We start from the raw sequence: 19,796 nt of genomic DNA, 5'->3' as shown, positions 1-19,796 counted from the left end.
AGCCATGCTTTTGCCTGGCTCAAGAGGATCTGACCAGGACGTTGACGATGACACGCGCAAGAGAGCTGTTCGACCAGATCCGGGCGCGACGGACGCAACTGGGGCTGGCGATCCGGGTCACCGTGGCGGCCGTCGCGGCCTATGCCATCGCCACCGCGCTGCATCTGCTCTTGCCGCTCTGGGCAGTGCTGACCTCGCTGATCGTGACCCAGATGAGCGTCGGCCGCTCGCTGAAGGCGACGCGCGACTACATGCTCGGTACCATCGGCGGCGCCATCTATGGCGGCGCCATCGCGATCCTGATCCCGTACTCCAGCGAAGCGGGCCTGTTGGGGCTTCTGGTGCTCTCGGTCGCCCCGCTCGCCTTCATCGCCGCGATCAATCCGAGCCTCAGCGCCGCGACGGTCACGGCCGTGATCGTGCTTCTGGTTCCGACCATGCATCACTCCGATCCCATGACCTCGGCGATCGATCGCGTCAGCGAGGTCGCGGTCGGCGCCATCACGGGGCTGCTCGTTTCGTTCCTGGTGCTGCCGTCGCGCGCGGTGCGGCAGATCCGCGCCAGCGCAGCAAAACTGCTCGAGCTGATCGCCGATGCCTTTACCGAGCTGCTCGCGGGCCTCACGCGCGGGCGCGACAACGATGCGCTGCACCGGATCCAGGACGGCATCGGCGCTGCCATGGTCAGCCTCAACGCGATTGGCGCCGAAGCCGAGCGCGAGCGCGCCGCGCGCCTGTCGAGCGGGCCGGACACCGGTCCCTTGCTGCGAACCATCCTGCGGTTACGGCATGACGTCGTGATGATCGGCCGCGCCACCGTGGTGCCGCTGCCGGCCGAAGTGCAGACGCGGCTCGCAGCCCCGCTGACGGAGGTCTCGACGGTGATCGCGCGTTTCCTGCGCTCGGCCGCCGCAGCCTTGCGGGAGGGCGCCGGTGCGCCGCCGATCCATCCCGTTCACGTCGCGCTCCAGCACTACGCCGAGGCCGTCGCCGCCGTTCGTCACGACGGTCTGATCCGCGGCCAGCCCAGCGACACCGCCGAGCGCTTCTTCGCGCTCGGGTTCTCGCTGGAGCAGATGCACCAGAACCTCTGCGACCTCGATCGCGTCGTCGGCGAATGGTCGGAAGCGGCGGCCGACAAGCCGGCGCGGTTGGCGGAGTGAAGCTAGCGCGTCGGCGCCACGACCCGTCCCATCATGCTGCGGACCACGAGCTTGTGAAAGGGCATGATAAGGCCGAGATAGGTCCGGCCCAGGAGATTATGCGTCCGCACCAGCGTTGTGGATGTTACCCACCGGCCGTCGGCATCGCAGGCAACATCGACCACGATACGGAAGTCGAGATGATGATCGTTGAAGCCAGCGACCAGCCGCTCCGGTGTTTCGCTCAGCACCGGAAACAGGCCGATCATCCCGTGCGGTGCCGGTGCGCCTTCGCCGGATGTTTTCAGCCCGAACGGCGTCACCAGGATGTTGCGCAGGCGAATCAGCACATCGATCCAGCGCGGCCCGTGCAGCACCATCCGCATGCAGGCCTCACGGGCATTCACGGTCGCAGCGCCGATCTCGACGCGAAACGCGTCGACGAACTGCGCGCCTGCTAGCAGCGTGCCGGCATCGACATTGGGGGTGACTTCGCGGACGGTCCCGATCATCCCGCCAATGTGCGCGTCAGCGTGCGGAAGCGCAAGATCAGGAGACCGGCATAGACGAAGGTCCCGACCGAGAAACCGATCCAGACGCCGACTGCGCCAAGGGCGGCGTTGAAAGCCAGCAGCCAGGCGATCGGGAAGGCGACGCACCAATAGCCGATCACCGCGAACAGCAGCGTCATCTTGGTGTCGTTGATGCCGCGCAGCGCGCCGCCCATGATGGTCTGGAGGCCGTCGGCGATGAAGAAGGTCGCGCCGACCACCAGCAGTGTCGCCGTCAGTTCGACGGTTGCCGCGCTTGCCTCGCTGCTGCCGAAGAACAGCCGTCCGAGCTGGTAGCGGCCGAGGATGATGGCGACCGTCAGCGCGGAGATCAGGACGATTCCGAGCACGGCCGCGACCAGCCCCGCGCGGTTCACCGCGAGCGGGTCGTTGCGGCCGAAGGCGTGGCCGACCCGTACGGTGGCGGCCATGCCGATGCCGAGCGGCACCATGAACAGCACGGCGGTGACCTGGAGCGCGATCTGATGCGCGGCGAGCGCGGTGGTCGAGATCAGCCCCATCAACAGCGCCGCCGAGGAGAACAGTCCGTATTCCATCAGCAGCGCGAACGAGATCGGTGCGCCGATCGCGATGAGCTGGCGCATCAAGGGCCAGTCGATCCGCCACAGTCGGGCGAGCGGGTGATAGTCCGCGAACGGTTTTCGCCATGCGGCAATGGTGAGCGCGGCGAGGAAGGTGCCGAGATTGACTAGCGTGGTCGCAAGCCCCGCGCCGAACAGGCCGAGCTTTGGTAGGCCGAACAGACCGTGGATCAGGACATAGACCAGCGCGGCATTGGCGGGGATCGCGGCGAGCGTGATCCACAGCGGCGCCTGCGGCCGGTTCACCGCGCTCATCATGCTGCGCAGCGCGATGAAGCCGAGCGCCGGCGCAATGCCCCAGGCCAATCCGTTGAGGTAGCGCTGCGCCAGCGCTGCCGAGTCCGGCGCTTGCCCGAGCGCGAGCAGGATGTGCTCGCCATAAAGCGGCGAGGCCATCATCGGCAGCGAGATCAGCAGCGCGGCCCACAGCCCGACGCGCAAGGAGCGGCGTATCAGCCTGACGTCGCCGGCGCCAAACGCCTGCGCGGCGAGCGGCGACACCGCCGACATCAATCCGAGCCCGAAGGTGAAGCTGACGAAATAAACCGTATGCGCGAGCGCCGCCGCGGCCACGGCGTCCTCGCCAAGCCGGCCGATCATCGCGAGATCGGTCGTGATCATCGCGATCTGCCCGAGCTGGGTCAGCATCAGCGGAACAGCCAACCGCAGCGTCTCGGCGAATTCCACGGCGAGATGATTTGACGGCACGCCGGCTTGCGGCTGCGAATGATGGACGGTGTCGAGCATGGCCGGTCCTTAGCACAGCCACACGTCGAAAACATGGCCTGCGTTTTTCCCCTCTCCCCTTGTGGGAGAGGGTGGCTCGCCGCGATAGCGGCGAGACGGTGAGGGGTTCTCTCCGCGAATTCAAATCAGAGCTTAGTTCGCGGATAGAACCCCTCATCCGGCGCTTCGCGCCACCTTCTCCCACAAGGGGAGAAGGGAAGAAAAAACTCACCCCTTCCGTTCCGGCACGCGCTTGATCTTCGCGCCCAGCGCGTTCAGGCGTTCCTCGATGCGCTCGTAGCCGCGCTCGATCTGGTCGGCGTTGTTGATGGTGGAGGTGCCCTCAGCGCAGACGGCCGCGAGCAGCATGGCCATGCCGGCGCGGATGTCGGGCGAGATCATCGATGCGCCGCGCAGGCGGCTAGGACCGGCGATGATGGCGCGGTGCGGATCGCACAGCACGATGCGCGCGCCCATCGCGATCAGCTTGTCGACGAAGAACATCCGCGATTCGAACATCTTCTCGAACATCAGGATCACGCCCTCGCATTGCGTGGCGGTGACGATCGCGATCGACATTAGATCGGCCGGGAAGGCCGGCCAGGGCTGGTCCTCCAGCTTGGGCACGTGGCCGCCGAAATCGTCCTGGATCTTCAGCGTCTGGTTCGAGGGCACGATGAGGTCGTCGCCCTCGACGCGGCAGAGGATGCCGAGCCGCTCAAACCCCATCCGGATCGAGCGCAGATGCTCGACGCCGGCGCGGGTGATGCGTAAGGGCGAGCGCGTCACCGCCGCAAGCCCGATGAGCGAGCCGACCTCGATATGGTCGGGCTGGATCCTGTAGGTCGCACCGCCCAGCGTGGCCTGACCGTGCACGACCATGGTATTGGTGCCAATGCCCTCGATCTTTGCGCCGAGCGCGACCAGGAAGTTGGCGAGGTCCTGCACATGCGGCTCGGACGCGGCATTACGCAAATAGGTGACGCCGCCGGCGGCGACCGCCGCGACCAACGCGTTCTCGGTCGCGGTGACGCTCGGCTCGTCCAAAAATACGTCCGCACCGGCGAGCTTTGGCGCGCGGAATTCGAGCCGGTCGGTTGCGGTCACCTTGGCACCGAGCTGTTCCAGCGCCAGCACATGGGTGTCGAGCCGGCGCCGGCCGATGACATCACCGCCGGGCGGCGGCAGCATCACTTCGCCGCAGCGGGCGAGCAGCGGACCTGCGAGCAGGATCGAGGCGCGGATGCGCACGCACAGCTCCGGGTCGAGATCGGCGGCACGGATGCTCTTGGCGTGGATGTGCAGCGTATTGCGCTCGGTCCACTCCGCCGCGGCGCCGACCGAGCGGACCAGCTCGACCAGTGTCTCGGTGTCGCGGATCCGCGGCACGTTCTGAAGCGTCACCGGTTGTTCGGTGAGCAGCGCGGCCGCGATGATTGGCAGCGCCGAGTTCTTGTTCCCGGACGGCTCGATCGAGCCCGAGAGCCGGTGACCGCCCTCGACGATGTATTGGATGGGCGCCAAATGGGGTCTCGCTGTCTTGTTGGTGGGGGTGGTTTTCGAGCCGGAAACTACAGAGAATTGAGTGCGGGAGCAATTGCGCTTGCTGCCGCTGACGTCCGTCCGTCAGCCTCGACAGGCTCAAAGCAGGCCGATGATATTGCCGACCACATAGAGAATTGCCATCAGGATCAGCGCGCCGATCATGACGAAGGAGATCTCGATCGCAATGGCGCCGGTGCCGAGAATGGCCGCTACGCCGGCCAGCAGGCGCTCTTCGCGGAAGATGAGCGCGACAACGGAGAGCAGGATGGCAAGCAGACCGAGCGAGATCGCGGCGGCTGACGCGGTTTCGCGCCAGGTCCTTCCGGCCGAGTTTTCGACCTTCGGAGCCTGATACTCGACACCCTTCACCCGCGCGATCACGCGGTCCTTGATGCGATGCCCGGTGTCGACGATGACCTGCTCCGCCGGCGGCGGCGGAAACACGAGCGGCACGACCCAATGCGGCAACACCGCCGCCACCAGCGCGAGCACGCCGACAATGCTGCCGATGATGCCGAACCGGCGGGATGGCACGCTGGAGCTGGTCGTTGCGGCGCTGGTCATGGCGTGAAGGCTTCCCGGCCGAACCGGCCAACGGGGTTCATGCCACTTCGTCGCGATGGCGGTTGGGCAGGTTCACCTTTCCCGCCGGGGAGAGGTGAGCCCGCAGAGCGCCAAAGCGCAGCACGCCTCAGATATCGATCGTCGCGCTGAGCGAATGTTCCTGGATAAAGTCGCGGCGCGGCTCGACCACGTCGCCCATCAGCTTGGTGAAGATATCGTCGGCCTCGTCGACTTCCTTGACCTTCACCTGGAGCAGCGAGCGCCCGTCGGTGTTCAGCGTCGTTTCCCAGAGCTGTTCCGGGTTCATCTCGCCAAGGCCTTTGTAGCGCTGGAGCGTGATGCCCTTGCGGCCGGCGTCGGTGACGGCCTCGAACAGATCGACCGGACCGTAGACCATGTGCTCGACATCTCTGCGCCGCAGCTTGCCTGGGCGGGCATAAACGTCTTGAAGCTTTACCGTGTACTCGTCGAGCTTGCGGGCCTCGGCGGACCCCAGGAAGGCGTCGTCGATCACAGCGGCCTCCTTGACGCCGCGCACCGTGCGCTCGAACTGAAAGCCCTGGCCCTCGACATATTGCCCGACCCAGCCGCGCTCGACCTCCTCGGCTTGGTTGTCCAGCCGGCCTGCGATGTACTGCGCCGCAGCCGCGGCCTTCTCGGGATCGCCGTAGATCGCCTTGTTCAGCACGCCAGTGATGGCGGCCTGCTCGATGACCTTGCGGTTGTAGCGGCTGTGCAGGTTGCGCAAAATACTGCGGACCACGCGGGCGTCGTCGACCAGCGAGCGCAGGTCGCGGCCCGTACGGTCGCCGCCGGTTCCGGGAACGAAGACGCAATCATCGAGACCGGTGTCGATCAGATAATCCTCCAGCGCGCGTTCGTCCTTCAGATATTGCTCGGACTTGCCTCTGGAGACCTTATAGAGCGGCGGCTGGGCGATGTAGAGATAGCCGCCGTCAATGATGTCGCGCATCTGCCGATAGAAGAAGGTGAGCAGCAGCGTGCGGATGTGGGCGCCGTCGACGTCGGCGTCCGTCATCACGATGATCTTGTGATAGCGCAGCTTCTCGATCGAGAACTCGTCGCTGATGCCGGTGCCCAGCGCGGTGATCAGCGTGCCGATCTGCTCCGACGACAGCATCTTGTCGGGACGCACGCGTTCGACGTTGAGGATCTTGCCGCGCAGCGGCAGCACCGCCTGGAACTCGCGGTTGCGGCCCTGCTTGGCGCTGCCGCCTGCCGAGTCACCCTCGACGATGAAGAGTTCGGATTTGGCCGGGTCCTTTTCCTGGCAGTCGGCGAGCTTGCCGGGCAGCGAGGAGACCGACAGCGGGCTCTTGCGTGTCAGCTCGCGCGCCTTTCGCGCAGCCTCGCGGGCCGCGGCCGCCTGGATCACCTTGCCGACGATCACCTTGGCTTCGCTCGGGTGCTCCTCGAACCAGGCCTGGAGCGCCTCGTTGAGGATGTTCTCGACCACGGGACGCACCTCCGAGGACACCAGCTTGTCCTTGGTCTGCGACGAGAATTTCGGGTCGGGCACCTTCACCGACAGCACGGCGGTGAGGCCTTCGCGGCAATCGTCGCCGGTCAGCGCGATCTTTTCCTTCTTGGCGTTGGCCTCGGCATAGCCGTTGACCTGGCGCGTCAGCGCGCCGCGGAAACCGGCCAGATGGGTGCCGCCGTCACGCTGCGGGATGTTGTTGGTGAAGCACAGCACATTCTCGTGGTAGCTGTCGTTCCACCACAGCGCGGCCTCGACGCCGATGCCGTTGGCTTCCGCGCGCACCATGATCGGCGCCGGCACGATCGCCTTCTTGTTGCGGTCGAGATATTTGACGAACTCCTCGACGCCGCCGGAATAGTGCATCTCCTCGCGCTTCTCGACCGCGTGGCGCATGTCGGAGAGGGCGATGTTGACGCCGGAATTGAGGAAGGCGAGCTCGCGCAGCCGGTGCTCGAGCGTGGCGAAATCATATTCGATGTTCTTGAACGTCTCGGTCGAGGCGAGGAACGTCACCTCGGTGCCGCGCTTGCCCGGGGCATCGCCGACGACCTTGAGCGGTGCGACGGCATCGCCATGGGCGAACTCGATATAGTGCTCCTTGTTGTCGCGCCAGATCCGCAAGCCGAGCTTGCTGGACAGCGCGTTGACGACGGAGACGCCGACGCCGTGCAGGCCGCCGGAGACTTTGTAGGAATTCTGGTCGAACTTTCCGCCGGCATGGAGCTGGGTCATGATGACCTCGGCCGCCGAGATGCCTTCGCCCTTGTGGATGTCGACCGGAATGCCGCGGCCGTCGTCGCGCACCGTGACGGAATTATCGGCATTGAGGATGACGTCGACGCGCGTCGCGTGGCCCGCGAGTGCCTCGTCGATCGCGTTGTCGACGACCTCGTAGACCATGTGGTGCAGGCCCGAGCCGTCGTCGGTGTCGCCGATATACATGCCCGGGCGCTTGCGGACGGCGTCGAGACCCTTGAGCACGCGGATCGATTCCGCGCCGTAATCGCTCGCGTTGGAGAGCTCGTTTTCGGCAGCGGGCTGCCGAGCAGGTTCTGTCATGAGAGGCCTTCGAGATGTCGCCCGAATCAGCGGCGCAAAAGGCGCTGATTTGCAGGCTATTTGTGCCATGAAAGAGAGTTTGCGCCTAGCGCAAAGTATCTCCTTGCAACCCTTTGGGAAGATAGGGTTTTTGGACCGATTTTCAAGGCTTTCGAAAGCCGATTCACGGCGGTGCAAAAAGCGCGATTCGAAGGCGCGTTTTGGGTCTTGAAGCCCTGGTTTTCGCGGGCTTGGAGGAGTGGTTCCGGGGCGTCTTGGAGTTGCTTCGAAATGGCTCGGTGACGCTTTACTCTCTCAATTCCGGCGCACCGGCGACACTGCTGCGCGCGCGGCATCAGCGCCGGGGCAGGGTGAGACTGTTCGTGGTGGCTGAATGACCCGGCACGCTCAGTCTATAGGCGTATTGGCCTGGCAGGTCCGGCGCTAGCGGCCTCAAGCAGCTAATTGCTGATGGAAACGGCCGGGGTTCAATGTGGCGGTCTACCTTCGGGCAGAAACTCGTCCGCTTTCGACGTCAAAGACTTCGCCGCTGGCGCCGATCTCGGCGAAGGCAGCGGGGTCCGCGCCGGTCAGCCAGACCTGCGCGCCGAGCTTCTTCAGCTCCTCGAACAGCGCCGCGCGGCGGTTCGGATCGAGATGCGCGACGACTTCGTCGAGCAGCAGCAGCGGCGCGATGCCAGTCATCTCGGCGACCAGACTCGCATGCGCCAGCACGAGGCCGATCAGCAGCGCCTTCTGCTCACCGGTCGAGGCATCGCGCGCCGGCATGCTCTTTGGCGCATAGACCACCTGGAGGTCGGTGAGATGCGGGCCGTCGGTGGTGCGGCCGGCGATGGCATCGCGCGGACGGTTATCGCGCAGGATCTGGCGGTAGCGGTCCTCGACCGACGTCGCGGTCTCGTTAAGCAGCGCGTTCTCCATCCAGCCGTCGAGCGCGATGTGCGCCGACGGGAAGGCGGAGGCCTGCGCGCGCGTATTGAGCATGCCGGTCAGCCGTGCCGCGGTCTGGCCGCGCGTTGCGGCGACCGCGACCGCAAGCTCGGCGGTCTCGCGCTCGATCGCGTCACACCAATGGTCGTCGTAATTGCGCGTCTCCAGCAGGCGGTTGCGCGAACGCAAGGAACGCTCCAGCGCCGCGATACGGCTGGAATGGTCGCTGTCGATGGCGAGCACCAGGCGGTCGAAGAAGCGACGTCGCTCGGAGGCCGCGCCCATGAACAGGCCATCCATCGCCGGCGTCAGCCACACCATGCGGATGTGGTCGCCGAACGAAGCGGCGGAATTGACCGGCTCGCGGTCGATACGGCAGCGCCGGCTCACGGGGCTGTCAGGCCGCGGCGCATCGATGCCGGTGCCGAGCGTGGCGAGCCCGAGCGCGCCCTCGACCTGCGCCGACACCGCCCAGGAGCCGTCGCCCTGGTTGTCGGCGACCTCTTCCAGCCTCGCCCGCCGCAGGCCGCGCCCCGGCGACAGGAACGAGATCGCCTCGATGCAATTGGTCTTGCCCGCCCCGTTCGGCCCGACCAGCGCCACCATATCAGCCGCCGTCTCGAGCCCCGCCGCCCGGTAATTGCGAAAATGCGTCAGGGTCAGGCGATGAATGCGGGAGGGGGTCATCAGTTCTTCGTCGTGAACGGGATTCTTCCCCTCTCCCCTTGTGGGAGAGGGTGGCGCCTCACGTAGTGAGGCGACGGGTGAGGGGTATGTTACCGCCCGGCAAGCTTTGCAAGGATGTCCTCCAATACAGAGGCGGACTGCTGAAGCACGTCATTATTCCAATAGCGCGCTATAGAGAAACCTTCTGCGGAGAGCGCGGCTTCACGAGCTGCATCGCGTTGCGATTCAACGTGCTGGCTTCCGTCGATCTCGATCACAAGACGCTTCTCGAAGCAGACGAGTCGAGAATGTAATTCTTGAACGGGACTTGCCGGCGAAACTTGAAGTCCGACAGGCGTCGCTCCCTGAGCAGCCGCCACATCGCGCCTTCCGCATCGGTCGGCTCGCGCCGCATATTCTTCGCAAACGCGCGGAGATGTTTGGGGACCGGCCGATGGGACGGCTCTTGCGGCACTAACCCCTCACCCGATCGAATATATATCCGCCAGCGGAGCTGCCCTCTCCCACAAGGGGAGAGGGCGCAATAATGCGCATCGCGCCTGGCTCACGAAGGATTGCTCGGGGCCGAGAGCCACCTCCCTCACACCCGCATCGGCATCAGCACGTACAGCGCGCTCTTGTCGTCGCGGTCTTGCACCAGGGTGGGCGAGCCGGGGTCGGCGAGCCGGAGCGTTGCGACGTCGCCTTCGATCTGGGCGGCGATGTCGAGCAGGTAGCGGGAGTTGAAGCCGATATCGAGGGCATCGGAGGCGTATTCGACCTCCAGCTCCTCGGTCGCGCTGCCGGAATCCGGATTGGTCACCGACAGCACCAGCTTGCCCGCCGACAGCGACAGTTTTACCGCTCGCCCGCGCTCGCTCGAAATCGTCGAAACACGGTCGACCGCGTTCTCAAAATCCTTCTTGTCGACGATGAGCTCCTTGTCGTTGCCTTGCGGGATGACGCGGCCGTAGTCGGGGAAGGTGCCGTCGATCAGCTTCGAGGTCAGCACCACGTTGCCGATCGTGAAGCGGATCTTGGCCTGTGACAGCTCGATCGTCATCTCGGCCTCGGTGTCCTCGATCAGGCGCTGCACCTCGCCGACGGTCTTGCGCGGCACGATCACGCCGGGCATGCCCTCGGCCCCCTTGGGCTGGACCAAATCGAGCTGGGCGAGGCGGTGGCCGTCGGTGGCGACGCCGCGCAGGGTCGCGGCCTTAGGCGTGCCGGCCGCATGCAGATAGATGCCGTTGAGATAGTAGCGCGTCTCTTCCGTCGAGATCGCGAACTGGGTGCGGTCGATCAGCCGCTTGACGTCCTTGGCGGCGAGCGAGAACGAGTGCGACATGTCGCCGGCGGCGAGATCCGGAAAGTCGTTCTCCGGCAGGGTCTGCAGCGTGAAGCGCGAGCGGCCGGCGCGGATCGCCAGCACCGCACGGTCGCCGTCGGCCTCCAGCACGATCTGCGAACCGTCCGGCAGCTTGCGCACGATGTCGTAGAACATGTGCGCCGGCACGGTGGTGGAGCCCGCGGTTGCGGTCTCCGCCGGCAGCGTCTCGGTCACCTCGAGGTCGAGGTCGGTCGCCTTCAGCGACAATTTCGCGCTCTCGGCGCGAACCAGCACGTTGCCGAGGATCGGGATCGTGTTGCGGCGCTCGACCACGCGATGGACATGGCCCAGCGACTTCAGGAGTTGCGCGCGTTCAACCGTAACCTTCATTGCACTACTCGCCCGATCCCCAAGATGAGAAGGCCGGGCGGCGGGACGCGCGCCACGGCACCGAAGACCCCAAAAAGCCGGATCATCCTGCCGATATGACCAAAGCTGCCAGGGTCGCGCAAGGTGGCGCGGATGGCCTCCGGATTCAAGGGATCGGAGGCAGTTCCCCCACGATTTACCGCCCAGAACGAAAGCCGCCGCCCAGGCCTGGCCGGGGGGAGCATGGCGGGAGCTCTAGGCGTTTATTCCTGAAGCTGGCGCTTCAGCGATTCCACTTCCTCGGACAGCGCGGTGTCCTTGGAAACCAGCGCCTCGATCTTGCGCACCGCATGCAGCACCGTGGTGTGATCGCGTCCGCCGAAGCGGCGGCCGATCTCGGGCAGCGAGCGCAGGGTGAGCGTCTTGGCGAGATACATCGCCACCTGGCGCGGGCGGACCACGTTGGCGGTGCGACGCGAGGACAAGAGATCGGAGCGGCTCACGTTATACTGCCGCGCCACCACGCGCTGGATGTCCTCGATCTTGATCCGCTTGGGCTCCTGCGGCCGGACCAGGTCGCGCACCTCGTGCTCGGCCATTTCCAGCGTCACCGGGCGGTTGTTGAGTTTCGAGTGCGCCAGCAGACGGTTGATCGCGCCTTCGAGGTCGCGGCCGTTATGGGTGATGGTGCGCGCCAGATAGTGCAGCACCTCCTCGGGCACCTCGAAAGTTGCATGGTGGGCGCGGGCCGCCGCGACACGTGACTTGAGAATGCCGTGCCGCAGCTCCTCGCCGAGCGAGCCCATCTCGACCACGAGGCCGCCGGCGAGCCGCGAGCGGACGCGATCGTCCAGGCTCTCGAGGTCGGACGGCGGACGGTCGGCCGCGATCACGACCTGGCGGCCGGCGTCGATCAGCGCGTTCAGCGTGTGGCAGAACTCGGCCTGGGTCGACTTGCCTTGCAGGAACTGGAGATCGTCGATGACGAGCACGTCGATGCCGCGCAGCGCTTCCTTGAAGGCCAGCGCCGTCTGCGTCTTCAGCGCGGCGACGAAGCCGTACATGAATTTCTCCGCAGTGAGATACAGCACTTTGCGCTCGTTGCCGGAATTGCCGGCCCAGGTCACCGCCTGCAGGAGATGCGTCTTGCCGAGGCCAACGCCGGCATGGATGTAGAGCGGGTTGAACATCACGGGGTCGCCGCGGCGTCCTTCGGCGACCTGGCGAGCGGCTGCATGCGCCAGCGTGTTGGAGCGGCCGACGACGAAGCTCGCAAAGGTCAGGCGCGGATCGAGCGGCGAGCCGCCGAGCGCATCGTGATTGGCCGAGACTGGCGCGGTCGCGGTCGAGCGCAGCTCCGGCGCCGGCGTGCGGCGCGCCTCGACCGGGGCGGGCGCTTCCTTCGGCTGGGCGAGCGGGCGCACCGCCGAGCGGACCGTGAGATCGATGCGATGCACTTCCGGCATCTCGGCCTGCCAGCACGACAGCACGCGCTCGGCGTAATGGGCCTGAATCCAGCTCTTCAGGAAGCGGGTCGGGACCGAGAGCCGCACGCTCTCGTCCTGCACGCCTTCCAGATCCATGCGCGCAAACCAGCTCGTGTAAACGTCTTCGCCAACGCTTGAGCGCAGCCGACCCTTCACGCGTGACCAGCGATCCTGTTCCATTGTCATCGTCTGAAAAACTTCTCTTGAGAGATAAGGTTGCGTTGTGAGCGCCATGCAGGGTTCCTGCCGGGATCCCTGGAATGGCACGACCTCAAGCGAGTCCATCGTCAGGCATGGCTCGACCGTCCGGCGAGAACGCCGCGTCCGATCAGCGATGTCAGAGATGAAGGGGTCGCGAGGTCAGCGCGTACTCTGCGCGCTCTCACACGTGGGAGGCTGGCCGTATGACGGATCGGAGACGGCATCGCCGAAAGAAGGACACTGTGTCAATACCGCGTTGAATCCGTAGGACATGATACCTCCCCGTCCCGCCGTGATTGCTCACGACAAGGTCCTGCGTGTGAAAGACAGCCGCACCTGAAAGCCCCAGTCGCGGATGCCCTGCCCGTCTATACTCGTCCGCTCGACTTCGCCGCCTTGCGAGCCGGGGTAGCCTTGCGATGTCTCTCGTGAGCGCTTGGCGCGAGGCGGGAAGATCCCACTTGGAGACATTCAGACAAAAAACTACCATTCCCATATTGCTATGGGTTTTGAACCGACATCGCTTGTTGAAGCGTCGCCTACGTGCACATCGCCGCCGATTTGCACGCTCGCCCCGTTTCCTAAACCGCGCTGGTCTGAAGATCGTGGGCGCCGCTGACGACTTAAGGAATACACTAAGCGGAAAGACTCGCAATCGAATTGATTCACACTTGAGGCATCAAAAAACTTGATCTGCGTTAATGGCGCGCCCGAGTTGTTCACAGGCTGCGAAGCAAGTTTTTGGATTCGTGCACAGAATCGAGAACGCCGCGCCTCATGTGACAAATTCTCCGCCACCGCCAATATTTTTTTACAAATTCGTCACGCCCCTGACGTGCCGGCGATTTTTCCAAACGCTTGCGATCACTATGTCGATAAGTGATTAGCGAGACATCGTTTTTTGAGTCTCGTTTTGCAGGGTAACTCCACGCCGACGTGCGTTCCTGTGAATCTACGGTGTGTAGAACTTTCGTCACTCGCGGATTCAATTCAAGCCGGCAGCGCAGGGGTTTTTGCAACGCGGTGAAAGTTTCCGCTGTTGCAGAACATCTGCAGGTAGAATTACGGTACGAAGAATAGTGCAGACGATCCAGATCTTCCAATGCGAAGATCGAGCAATGGCGTCACTGCTTGCGTGAATCAACAAAAAAGCCCGGCGCGATGCCGGGCTTTGTTTGACGTGCTGATCGGGTCGGGCCGATCAGATCACGCCGATTACTTCGCGAGCTTGGCGATCTGCGCGGTGAGGCGCGAGACTTTGCGGCTGGCGTTGTTCTTGTGAATGATGTTGCGCTGCGCGGCACGCATCAACGCCGGCTCGGCATTCGCCAGCGCCTTCACGGCAGCGGCGCGATCGCCGGTCTTGATGGCTTCCTCGACGGTGCGCACGGCACCGCGCATCTGAGTGCGGCGCGACTTGTTGACGGCGGTGCGGCGGGCGATCTTGCGCGTCGCTTTCTTGGCGGAAGTGGTATTGGCCATGGTCTCAATGTCCTTTGCGGTACCGGTCGCGTCTTGGTCGGGTAGCGCCGGCTGCTTGACCGCTTAATCGACGCTCGGATTTAGGGTGTTCGGTTGCTGGGCCGTTCCCGGAACATGAGCGACGGCCTTGCGGTCGTCTCTGAGGCTCCAAAGAGTCTTAAGCTCAAGGTGCCTGCAATTGCTCAAAGAACAGCGGCGGCAGGATTGCGCCCACCGCCAGTTGGCGTCCTTATAGAGAGGGTCTTCGGCACCGTCAACGCTTTCGGGAGTTGGAAAAGCGGCCGCGAACGGGCTGGAGGCGGGCCCTAACGCTCTGAAGAGGTTGAATTTCTGCCGTCGCCCGGCTATTGGCTGGCGACGTTCCGCAAGGCCGTCCGGTCGGACGACCATCGTAGGTGAGGCATGATCCGCGGCTTTTTCCGACTTATTGGGCTGTTGCTGCTCGCCGGCGGGTTCATCTTCATGGTCTATGACGGCGCCCGCTGGGTGGCCGACCAGACCCTCAAGTTCACCCGGTTCGGCCAGTTCTGGAACGATATCAATCAGGCCAGCCAGACCGCGTTCCGGACCTGGGTCGAGGCCAAGGCGCCTTGGCTCTGGACCTCGGTGATCCGCCTGGTGCTGGATCAGCCGGTGTTCGCCGTTCTCGGCGTTCTCGGCATCCTGCTGATGATCCTGTTCCGCCCCCGGAAACCGCTGATCGGCTATTCTCGGGATTGAGCGCGCGCGGGCCACGTAACAGAGCTACCTCTCGCTGCGTAGATGCTTATATTCCCCACTGATCGCGAGCTCGCCGCCTGAGCGCTTGTCTCATGGACCGGACGGCTCGTTGCGGAGACCCAATCATGCTGTTCATGCGCAAGACCACCGCATTGCCGAGCGCAACTGAGGCGCTGCCGGGCCGTGCGCAAGCCATCCCGACTGCGACCACCCATTTCGTCAACGGTGCGAAGCTGCAGCCGCCTTATCCCCCCGGTCTCGAGCAGGCGGTATTCGGCCTCGGCTGCTTCTGGGGCGCCGAGCGCAAGTTCTGGGAGCTCGGCGATGGCGTCCATGTGACTGCCGTCGGCTATGCCGGCGGCCACACGCCGAACCCAACTTATGAAGAGGTCTGTTCGGGCCGCACCGCCCATACCGAAGTGGTGCTGGTCGTGTTCGATCCCAACAAGATCTCCTACGACAGGCTCTTGAAGACATTCTGGGAGAGCCACAACCCGACGCAGGGCATGCGCCAAGGCAACGATGTCGGCACGCAGTACCGCAGCGCGATCTACACCTTCAGCGACGCGCAGAAGAAGGCCGCCGCGGAATCGAGAGCGCTCTATCAGAAGGCGCTTACCGCAAAGGGTCTCGGCGACATCACCACCGAGATCGCGCCCGCCGGCGCATTCTATTTCGCCGAGGACTACCATCAGCAATATCTGGCGAAGAATCCCGCCGGCTATTGCGGCTTAGGGGGCACCGGCGTGTCCTGCCCGATTGGAGTCGGTGTGAGCGCGTAATTGAAAGTGGTCGAAGCGTGCTGCGCTTACCCGCCCTCTGGAGGGTAGAGCATCGCATATGACTTCTCGCAACGCCGGAGCGCAGGCCTCGTCCTTCGAGACGACCGCTTCGCGGTCTCCTCTGGATGAGGCTAAGCAGCACGGCCCGTTGACACTGCTGCCACGCATTCCGTCCTTATCCTGAGGCGCCCGCCTAAAGCGGGCGTCTCGAAGGATGGCCACAGGAACCCGCTCTCAACCTCCAGGCGAGGGTACGAAACGCTTTATTAACCATAACCGGTGCAAGACTGGAGCTGTCTCGTTTCGAGGGATGGGTCCGGTGCCGGTTGCACGCGCGTTTCGATGGTCGAGTTTGGCAGCGTCCCTGGCAGCGTCCGCGGCGCTTGCCCTTGGCGGCTGCATGCAGACCGCCGGCCCGGTCGCGGTGATGCAGCCGCGCCCCGATCTCGACTCCATGGCCTACGGCCAGCCCTATGGCGCGCCGCAGCCCGTTGTCGTCGCCGACGGTGGCGGCGCCATCGGCGCGCTGCGCAATTCCTTCGCCTCGTCGCCCGCGCCCATGCCGGTCGGCTATGCCGTGCCCATGGCGGCGCCGGTGCGCTATGACTCTTCCTACCATCTCGATGCTGGCGACAAGCTGCGCGTCGTGGTCTACGGCCAGGAAGGTCTCACCAACAGCTATGCGATCGATGCCGGCGGCTCCATCACCATGCCGCTGATCGGCGCGGTGCCGGCGCGCGGACGCACCACGGCGGGCCTTGCCGGCGAAATCGCCGCACGCCTGCGCAACGGCTATATCCGCGAGCCCTCGGTCGCCGTGGAGATCGAGGCCTATCGCCCGTTCTTCATTCTCGGCGAGGTCCTCGCGCCCGGCCAATATCCTTACGTGCCGAATATGACGGTCGAAAGCGCGGTCGCCATCGCCGGCGGCTTCTCGCCCCGCGCCAAGCGCGATGTGGTCACGGTCACGCACACCGAAGCTGGCGGCGCTATGCGCGCCGTCGTCCCGCTCGGCACGCCCTTGGCGCCGGGTGACACCGTGTTCGTCGGCGAGCGCTGGTTTTAGGTTTCAGCCGACTATCTCCGTCATCATTCCGGGGCGCACGTGAGCGCGAGTCCGGAATCCATTCCTCCACCAACTCTGTGGCAAGATGGATCTTTCCGGGTCTGCGCCTGTCGGCGCGTCCCAGAATTGACGAAGGTGAGAGTGGGGGCGCTACGTCCGCATTTCACCTTCGGAAATCCAGCCGCCCGTTCGGAAAACACCCGTCGATCCGCGTATCGTCGACCACGCGCCCGACCCATGGCCGTGTGATCGCCGGCGTGGTCAGGTTGATGTACTTGCCGACCAGGCGATCCGCGCCCTCCCGCGCCGCATCGATCAGCCCGTGCCGGCGGCCGTTGTCCCAGTCGAAGCGCAGGTAGATGCGGCCTCCCGTGATGCGGATTTCCGCGCGCCCTTCTTTCCATCTGTCCGATGTATCGCCGGCAATGGTCGGATCGGCGCCGCCATTCCAGCGGCTCTGCCAGCAGCCCTCGAGCGGATCGGAGGGCGAAGCGGCTATTGCCCACGCCGCCGCGTTGGCGTCCGCGGCATCGCCGGACAGCGTGGCCGTCGCGGCATAGTTCCTCACTTCGGAATCATCGGGCTCTGGCACGTCCATGGTTCCGAACGGATTGCGACGGATGAGGTGCGTGATGGCTTGCTGCATGGCGAAGCTCCGGAGCGAGTTGGCTTGATCGGCCAGCTCTATCGCCGCGCGGCCTGATGCAGCCACCCGATTTCCGCTCTCTCCGTCATGTCCGCGGCGCAACGACGTCGCGAGCGCAAAATCCATTCTTCCACTAACCCTGACGCACAATGGATACCGGGCTCGCGCTCCGCGCGCCCCGGGATGACGGAGAGAGAAATGCTGTGCTCTACTTCAAATGCTTTGCGAAAAAATCCATGCTGCGCGGCCAGGCGATGTCGGCGCTGGCCTTGTCGTAGCTTGCCCGCTCGTCGCAATGGAAGCCATGCTGCGCGCCCGGATAGACGAAGACTTCGACATCGGGCCGCTTCGCCTTGATGGCGTCGACGTCGGTCAAGGAAATGCCGGCATCCTTCTCGCCGAAATGCGGCTGCGTCGGCACCTTCGGCGTCTCGTCCGCGAAGCGCACCACCGCGCCGCCGTAATAGCCGATCGCGGCCTTGAGGCCCGACAGCCGCGTCGCCGCGAGGAAGGCGATGCTGCCGCCAAGGCAAAAGCCGATGATGCCGACCGGGCCAGCACCCCGCGCCGCATCGATCGCCGCCTGGGTGTCGCGCAGCATCGCGGCCCAGTCCGGATTGGCGACGAATTTGCGCGCCTCCGCGATCTCGTCGGGCGAGTAGCCCGATTGGAAATTCGGCGCGGTCCGATCGAAGATCGACGGCGCGATCGCGACATAACCCTCCTTGGCGAGCCGATCGCAGACCGAGCGGATGTGGTGATTGACCCCAAAGATCTCCTGGATCACCACCACCGCGCCCTTCGCCGTGCCTGCGGGATCGGCGCGATAGGCGCCCAGCTGGAAATTGTCCGAAGCCGTCAGCTTGATATCTTGTCCCACGCAGGTTGTCCTTCTTGGTTGGTCTTCGATCCGAAAGCTATTTCCCCTCATCTGAGGAGCGCGTCAGCGCGTCTCGAAGGATGCCAGGCCGAGATGTCGCCGCGGGGCCTTTAGTTCGAGACACGGCTTCGCCGCTCCTCACCACGGGGAGGTCCACCTCACTCCCACATCCAGTTCTCGCCGTAATCCTCCTTCCATCCTGCCAGCCGGCCGTGACGGAATTGCAGGAACAGGCGGTGGCGGTTGGGGATCAAGCGGCTGCCGCCGATGTTGCGCAAAGCAAGATAGATTTCGTCGCCAGGACGCCCGCGCACATATTGCAGCGGCTGGCCGAGGGCACGGGCGGTCTGTTCGGCATCCATGCCGAAGGCGAGCGGCGTGTTGTTCGACAAGGTTGCGAGGAACGGTCGGCGCGGCGGCACGGTGCCGAACGGCTCGGCCTGCGCCGCCGACGCCAGCAGCGACACGACTGCGCCCACCGCGAAGATCCCTCGCATCATGGTCTTGCGTCCTCGATTGACCGGCCTATCCCGGCAAGTTCTTCAGGAAAGGCGCGACCGCGTCAACAAAAGCCTCGGGCTGATCGATGTTGACGGCGTGTCCGGCGGCGGGGATCACGACCTTTTGTGCGCCGGGGATCTTTGCCGCCATGTAGTCGGACGCCGCCAGGAACGGCGTGTCGTCGGCGCCGACCACGATCAGCGACGGCACCGTGATGTCGGGCAATAGCTCGATCACGCGCGCGTCGCGCTGGGTCAGCATGCCGCGTGCGGCGAGCGCCAGCCCGTTGGCGTTGCGATGGCTGGCGGTGGCGCGCTCGCGCGTCGCCGATTTGAGGACGTCAAGGCCTTCGCGGTCGAGCCTGTCGGCGGTGGCAAGCGCGCGCGCGTTCCAGGCCTCGCGCGCATCGTCTTTCTTGAAGCCCGGGCCAGTGTCGATGATCAGCAGCGCGCGGGCGCGCTGTGGGTAGGCGCGATAGAACGCAAGCGACATGTAGCCGCCGAGCGAGAGACCCCCGATGATGGCGCGCTCAGTGCCGACAGCATCGAGGATCGCCGCCATGTCGCCGACCGTGAGTGCTTCACTGTAGGCGTCGGGATCATCGGGGTAATCGGACTGGCCGTGGCCGCGCATGTCCCACAGCACGAGCTTGTGGTTTTTCGCGAGCGCATCGATTTGCCCATGCCACATCGCCGATGTCGATGAATAGCCGTGAGTGAGCAGCAACGGCGGCCCCTCACCATGAACCTCGTAGTAGATTCCGACGCCGTCTCGATCGATCCTTGGCATTGCTCCCGCCCTGTTGTTTCTGGTTTCGTCGCCGCGATAACGGTGCACCCTCTCCCCTTGTGGGAGAGGGTGGCTTCGCGCAGCGAAGCCGGGTGAGGGGTTCTCCCCTCACAAACAGTCTCGCGAGCCGAGAGATACCCCTCATCCGGCGCTTCGCGCTGAGCAACCGGCGACATGGGTAACAGTTCAAACCGACGACATGGGTAACACAATTCTCGTTTCGTTCAGGCCTGCTGTTGTTGGGGCTGTGGACC

17 protein-coding genes and 1 pseudogene are annotated in these 19,796 nt (G+C 64.8%); 4 read left to right on the top strand and 14 right to left on the bottom strand.

The genetic code is table 11. From position 1 onward, the window contains the following. Nucleotides 1-47 precede the first annotated feature (47 nt). A complete protein-coding gene (locus tag IVA96_RS24580) occupies nt 48-1,163 on the top strand; it encodes an FUSC family protein (RefSeq protein WP_247419745.1) in 1,116 nt (371 codons plus the stop codon). 2 nt (nt 1,164-1,165) lie between these two features. On the opposite strand, the gene IVA96_RS24575 is transcribed toward IVA96_RS24580, so the two are convergent. The 10 genes and pseudogenes from IVA96_RS24575 to rpsT form a co-directional block, all read right to left on the bottom strand. Then, complete coding sequence (locus tag IVA96_RS24575) at nt 1,166-1,654, bottom strand: DUF2867 domain-containing protein (RefSeq protein ID WP_247419744.1); 489 nt, start codon at nt 1,652-1,654, stop codon at nt 1,166-1,168. Continuing rightward, nucleotides 1,651-3,042 carry an MATE family efflux transporter gene (locus tag IVA96_RS24570; RefSeq protein WP_247419742.1) on the bottom strand — a complete coding sequence of 464 codons (1,392 nt, stop codon included), beginning with the start codon at nt 3,040-3,042 and terminating at the stop codon, nt 1,651-1,653. The genes IVA96_RS24575 and IVA96_RS24570 overlap by 4 nt, the downstream gene beginning before the upstream one ends. Nucleotides 3,043-3,249: 207 nt before the next feature. Beyond that, nucleotides 3,250-4,545, bottom strand: coding sequence for a UDP-N-acetylglucosamine 1-carboxyvinyltransferase (murA, locus tag IVA96_RS24565; RefSeq protein WP_247282035.1), 1,296 nt, complete (start codon nt 4,543-4,545; stop codon nt 3,250-3,252). 117 nt (nt 4,546-4,662) lie between these two features. Next, complete coding sequence (locus IVA96_RS24560; RefSeq protein ID WP_247419740.1) at nt 4,663-5,130, bottom strand: hypothetical protein; 468 nt, start codon at nt 5,128-5,130, stop codon at nt 4,663-4,665. A 127-nt stretch (nt 5,131-5,257) separates the two neighbouring features. Next, nucleotides 5,258-7,693 carry a DNA topoisomerase (ATP-hydrolyzing) subunit B gene (gyrB, locus tag IVA96_RS24555; RefSeq protein WP_247282034.1) on the bottom strand — a complete coding sequence of 812 codons (2,436 nt, stop codon included), beginning with the start codon at nt 7,691-7,693 and terminating at the stop codon, nt 5,258-5,260. 480 nt (nt 7,694-8,173) lie between these two features. Continuing rightward, nucleotides 8,174-9,310, bottom strand: coding sequence for a DNA replication/repair protein RecF (recF, locus tag IVA96_RS24550; RefSeq protein ID WP_247282033.1), 1,137 nt, complete (start codon nt 9,308-9,310; stop codon nt 8,174-8,176). 89 nt (nt 9,311-9,399) lie between these two features. Beyond that, nucleotides 9,400-9,764 (bottom strand): annotated as a pseudogene (locus tag IVA96_RS24545) (DUF559 domain-containing protein). 126 nt (nt 9,765-9,890) lie between these two features. Further along, nucleotides 9,891-11,009, bottom strand: coding sequence for a DNA polymerase III subunit beta (dnaN, locus tag IVA96_RS24540; RefSeq protein ID WP_247282032.1), 1,119 nt, complete (start codon nt 11,007-11,009; stop codon nt 9,891-9,893). A 242-nt stretch (nt 11,010-11,251) separates the two neighbouring features. Further along, nucleotides 11,252-12,661, bottom strand: coding sequence for a chromosomal replication initiator protein DnaA (dnaA, locus tag IVA96_RS24535; RefSeq protein ID WP_247282031.1), 1,410 nt, complete (start codon nt 12,659-12,661; stop codon nt 11,252-11,254). A gap of 1,230 nt (nt 12,662-13,891) precedes the next feature. Further along, nucleotides 13,892-14,158 carry a 30S ribosomal protein S20 gene (rpsT, locus tag IVA96_RS24530; RefSeq protein WP_027549990.1) on the bottom strand — a complete coding sequence of 89 codons (267 nt, stop codon included), beginning with the start codon at nt 14,156-14,158 and terminating at the stop codon, nt 13,892-13,894. 402 nt (nt 14,159-14,560) lie between these two features. Here rpsT and IVA96_RS24525 point away from each other — a divergent pair, with 402 nt between their 5' ends. The 3 genes from IVA96_RS24525 (at nt 14,561) to IVA96_RS24515 (ending at nt 16,726) form a co-directional block, all read left to right on the top strand. Continuing rightward, entirely contained in the window at nt 14,561-14,878 is a 318-nt protein-coding gene (locus tag IVA96_RS24525; RefSeq protein ID WP_008540289.1) for a hypothetical protein, read from the top strand. 125 nt (nt 14,879-15,003) lie between these two features. Next, complete coding sequence (msrA, locus tag IVA96_RS24520) at nt 15,004-15,660, top strand: peptide-methionine (S)-S-oxide reductase MsrA (protein ID WP_247282029.1); 657 nt, start codon at nt 15,004-15,006, stop codon at nt 15,658-15,660. Between the two features lie 319 nt (nt 15,661-15,979). Then, nucleotides 15,980-16,726 (top strand): polysaccharide biosynthesis/export family protein, encoded by a 747-nt coding sequence (locus tag IVA96_RS24515; RefSeq protein ID WP_247282028.1) that lies wholly within the window; start codon nt 15,980-15,982, stop codon nt 16,724-16,726. A 163-nt stretch (nt 16,727-16,889) separates the two neighbouring features. On the opposite strand, the gene IVA96_RS24510 is transcribed toward IVA96_RS24515, so the two are convergent. From IVA96_RS24510 to IVA96_RS24495, 4 genes are all read right to left on the bottom strand, one after another. Further along, a complete protein-coding gene (locus tag IVA96_RS24510; RefSeq protein ID WP_247282027.1) occupies nt 16,890-17,372 on the bottom strand; it encodes a hypothetical protein in 483 nt (160 codons plus the stop codon). A gap of 208 nt (nt 17,373-17,580) precedes the next feature. After that, entirely contained in the window at nt 17,581-18,252 is a 672-nt protein-coding gene (locus IVA96_RS24505) for a dienelactone hydrolase family protein (RefSeq protein WP_247419735.1), read from the bottom strand. A gap of 158 nt (nt 18,253-18,410) precedes the next feature. Beyond that, complete coding sequence (locus IVA96_RS24500; protein WP_247282025.1) at nt 18,411-18,752, bottom strand: hypothetical protein; 342 nt, start codon at nt 18,750-18,752, stop codon at nt 18,411-18,413. Between the two features lie 25 nt (nt 18,753-18,777). Then, the gene (locus IVA96_RS24495) at nt 18,778-19,542 is read right to left on the bottom strand and encodes an alpha/beta fold hydrolase (RefSeq protein ID WP_247419732.1); all 765 of its coding nucleotides are present in this window, start codon (nt 19,540-19,542) and stop codon (nt 18,778-18,780) included. Nucleotides 19,543-19,796: the final 254 nt, after the last annotated feature.

Origin of the sequence: Bradyrhizobium sp. 159 (genome assembly GCF_023073795.1) — a bacterium.
Classification (GTDB): Bacteria; Pseudomonadota; Alphaproteobacteria; order Rhizobiales; family Xanthobacteraceae; genus Bradyrhizobium.
This window is presented reverse-complemented; position numbering and strand designations above follow the sequence as displayed.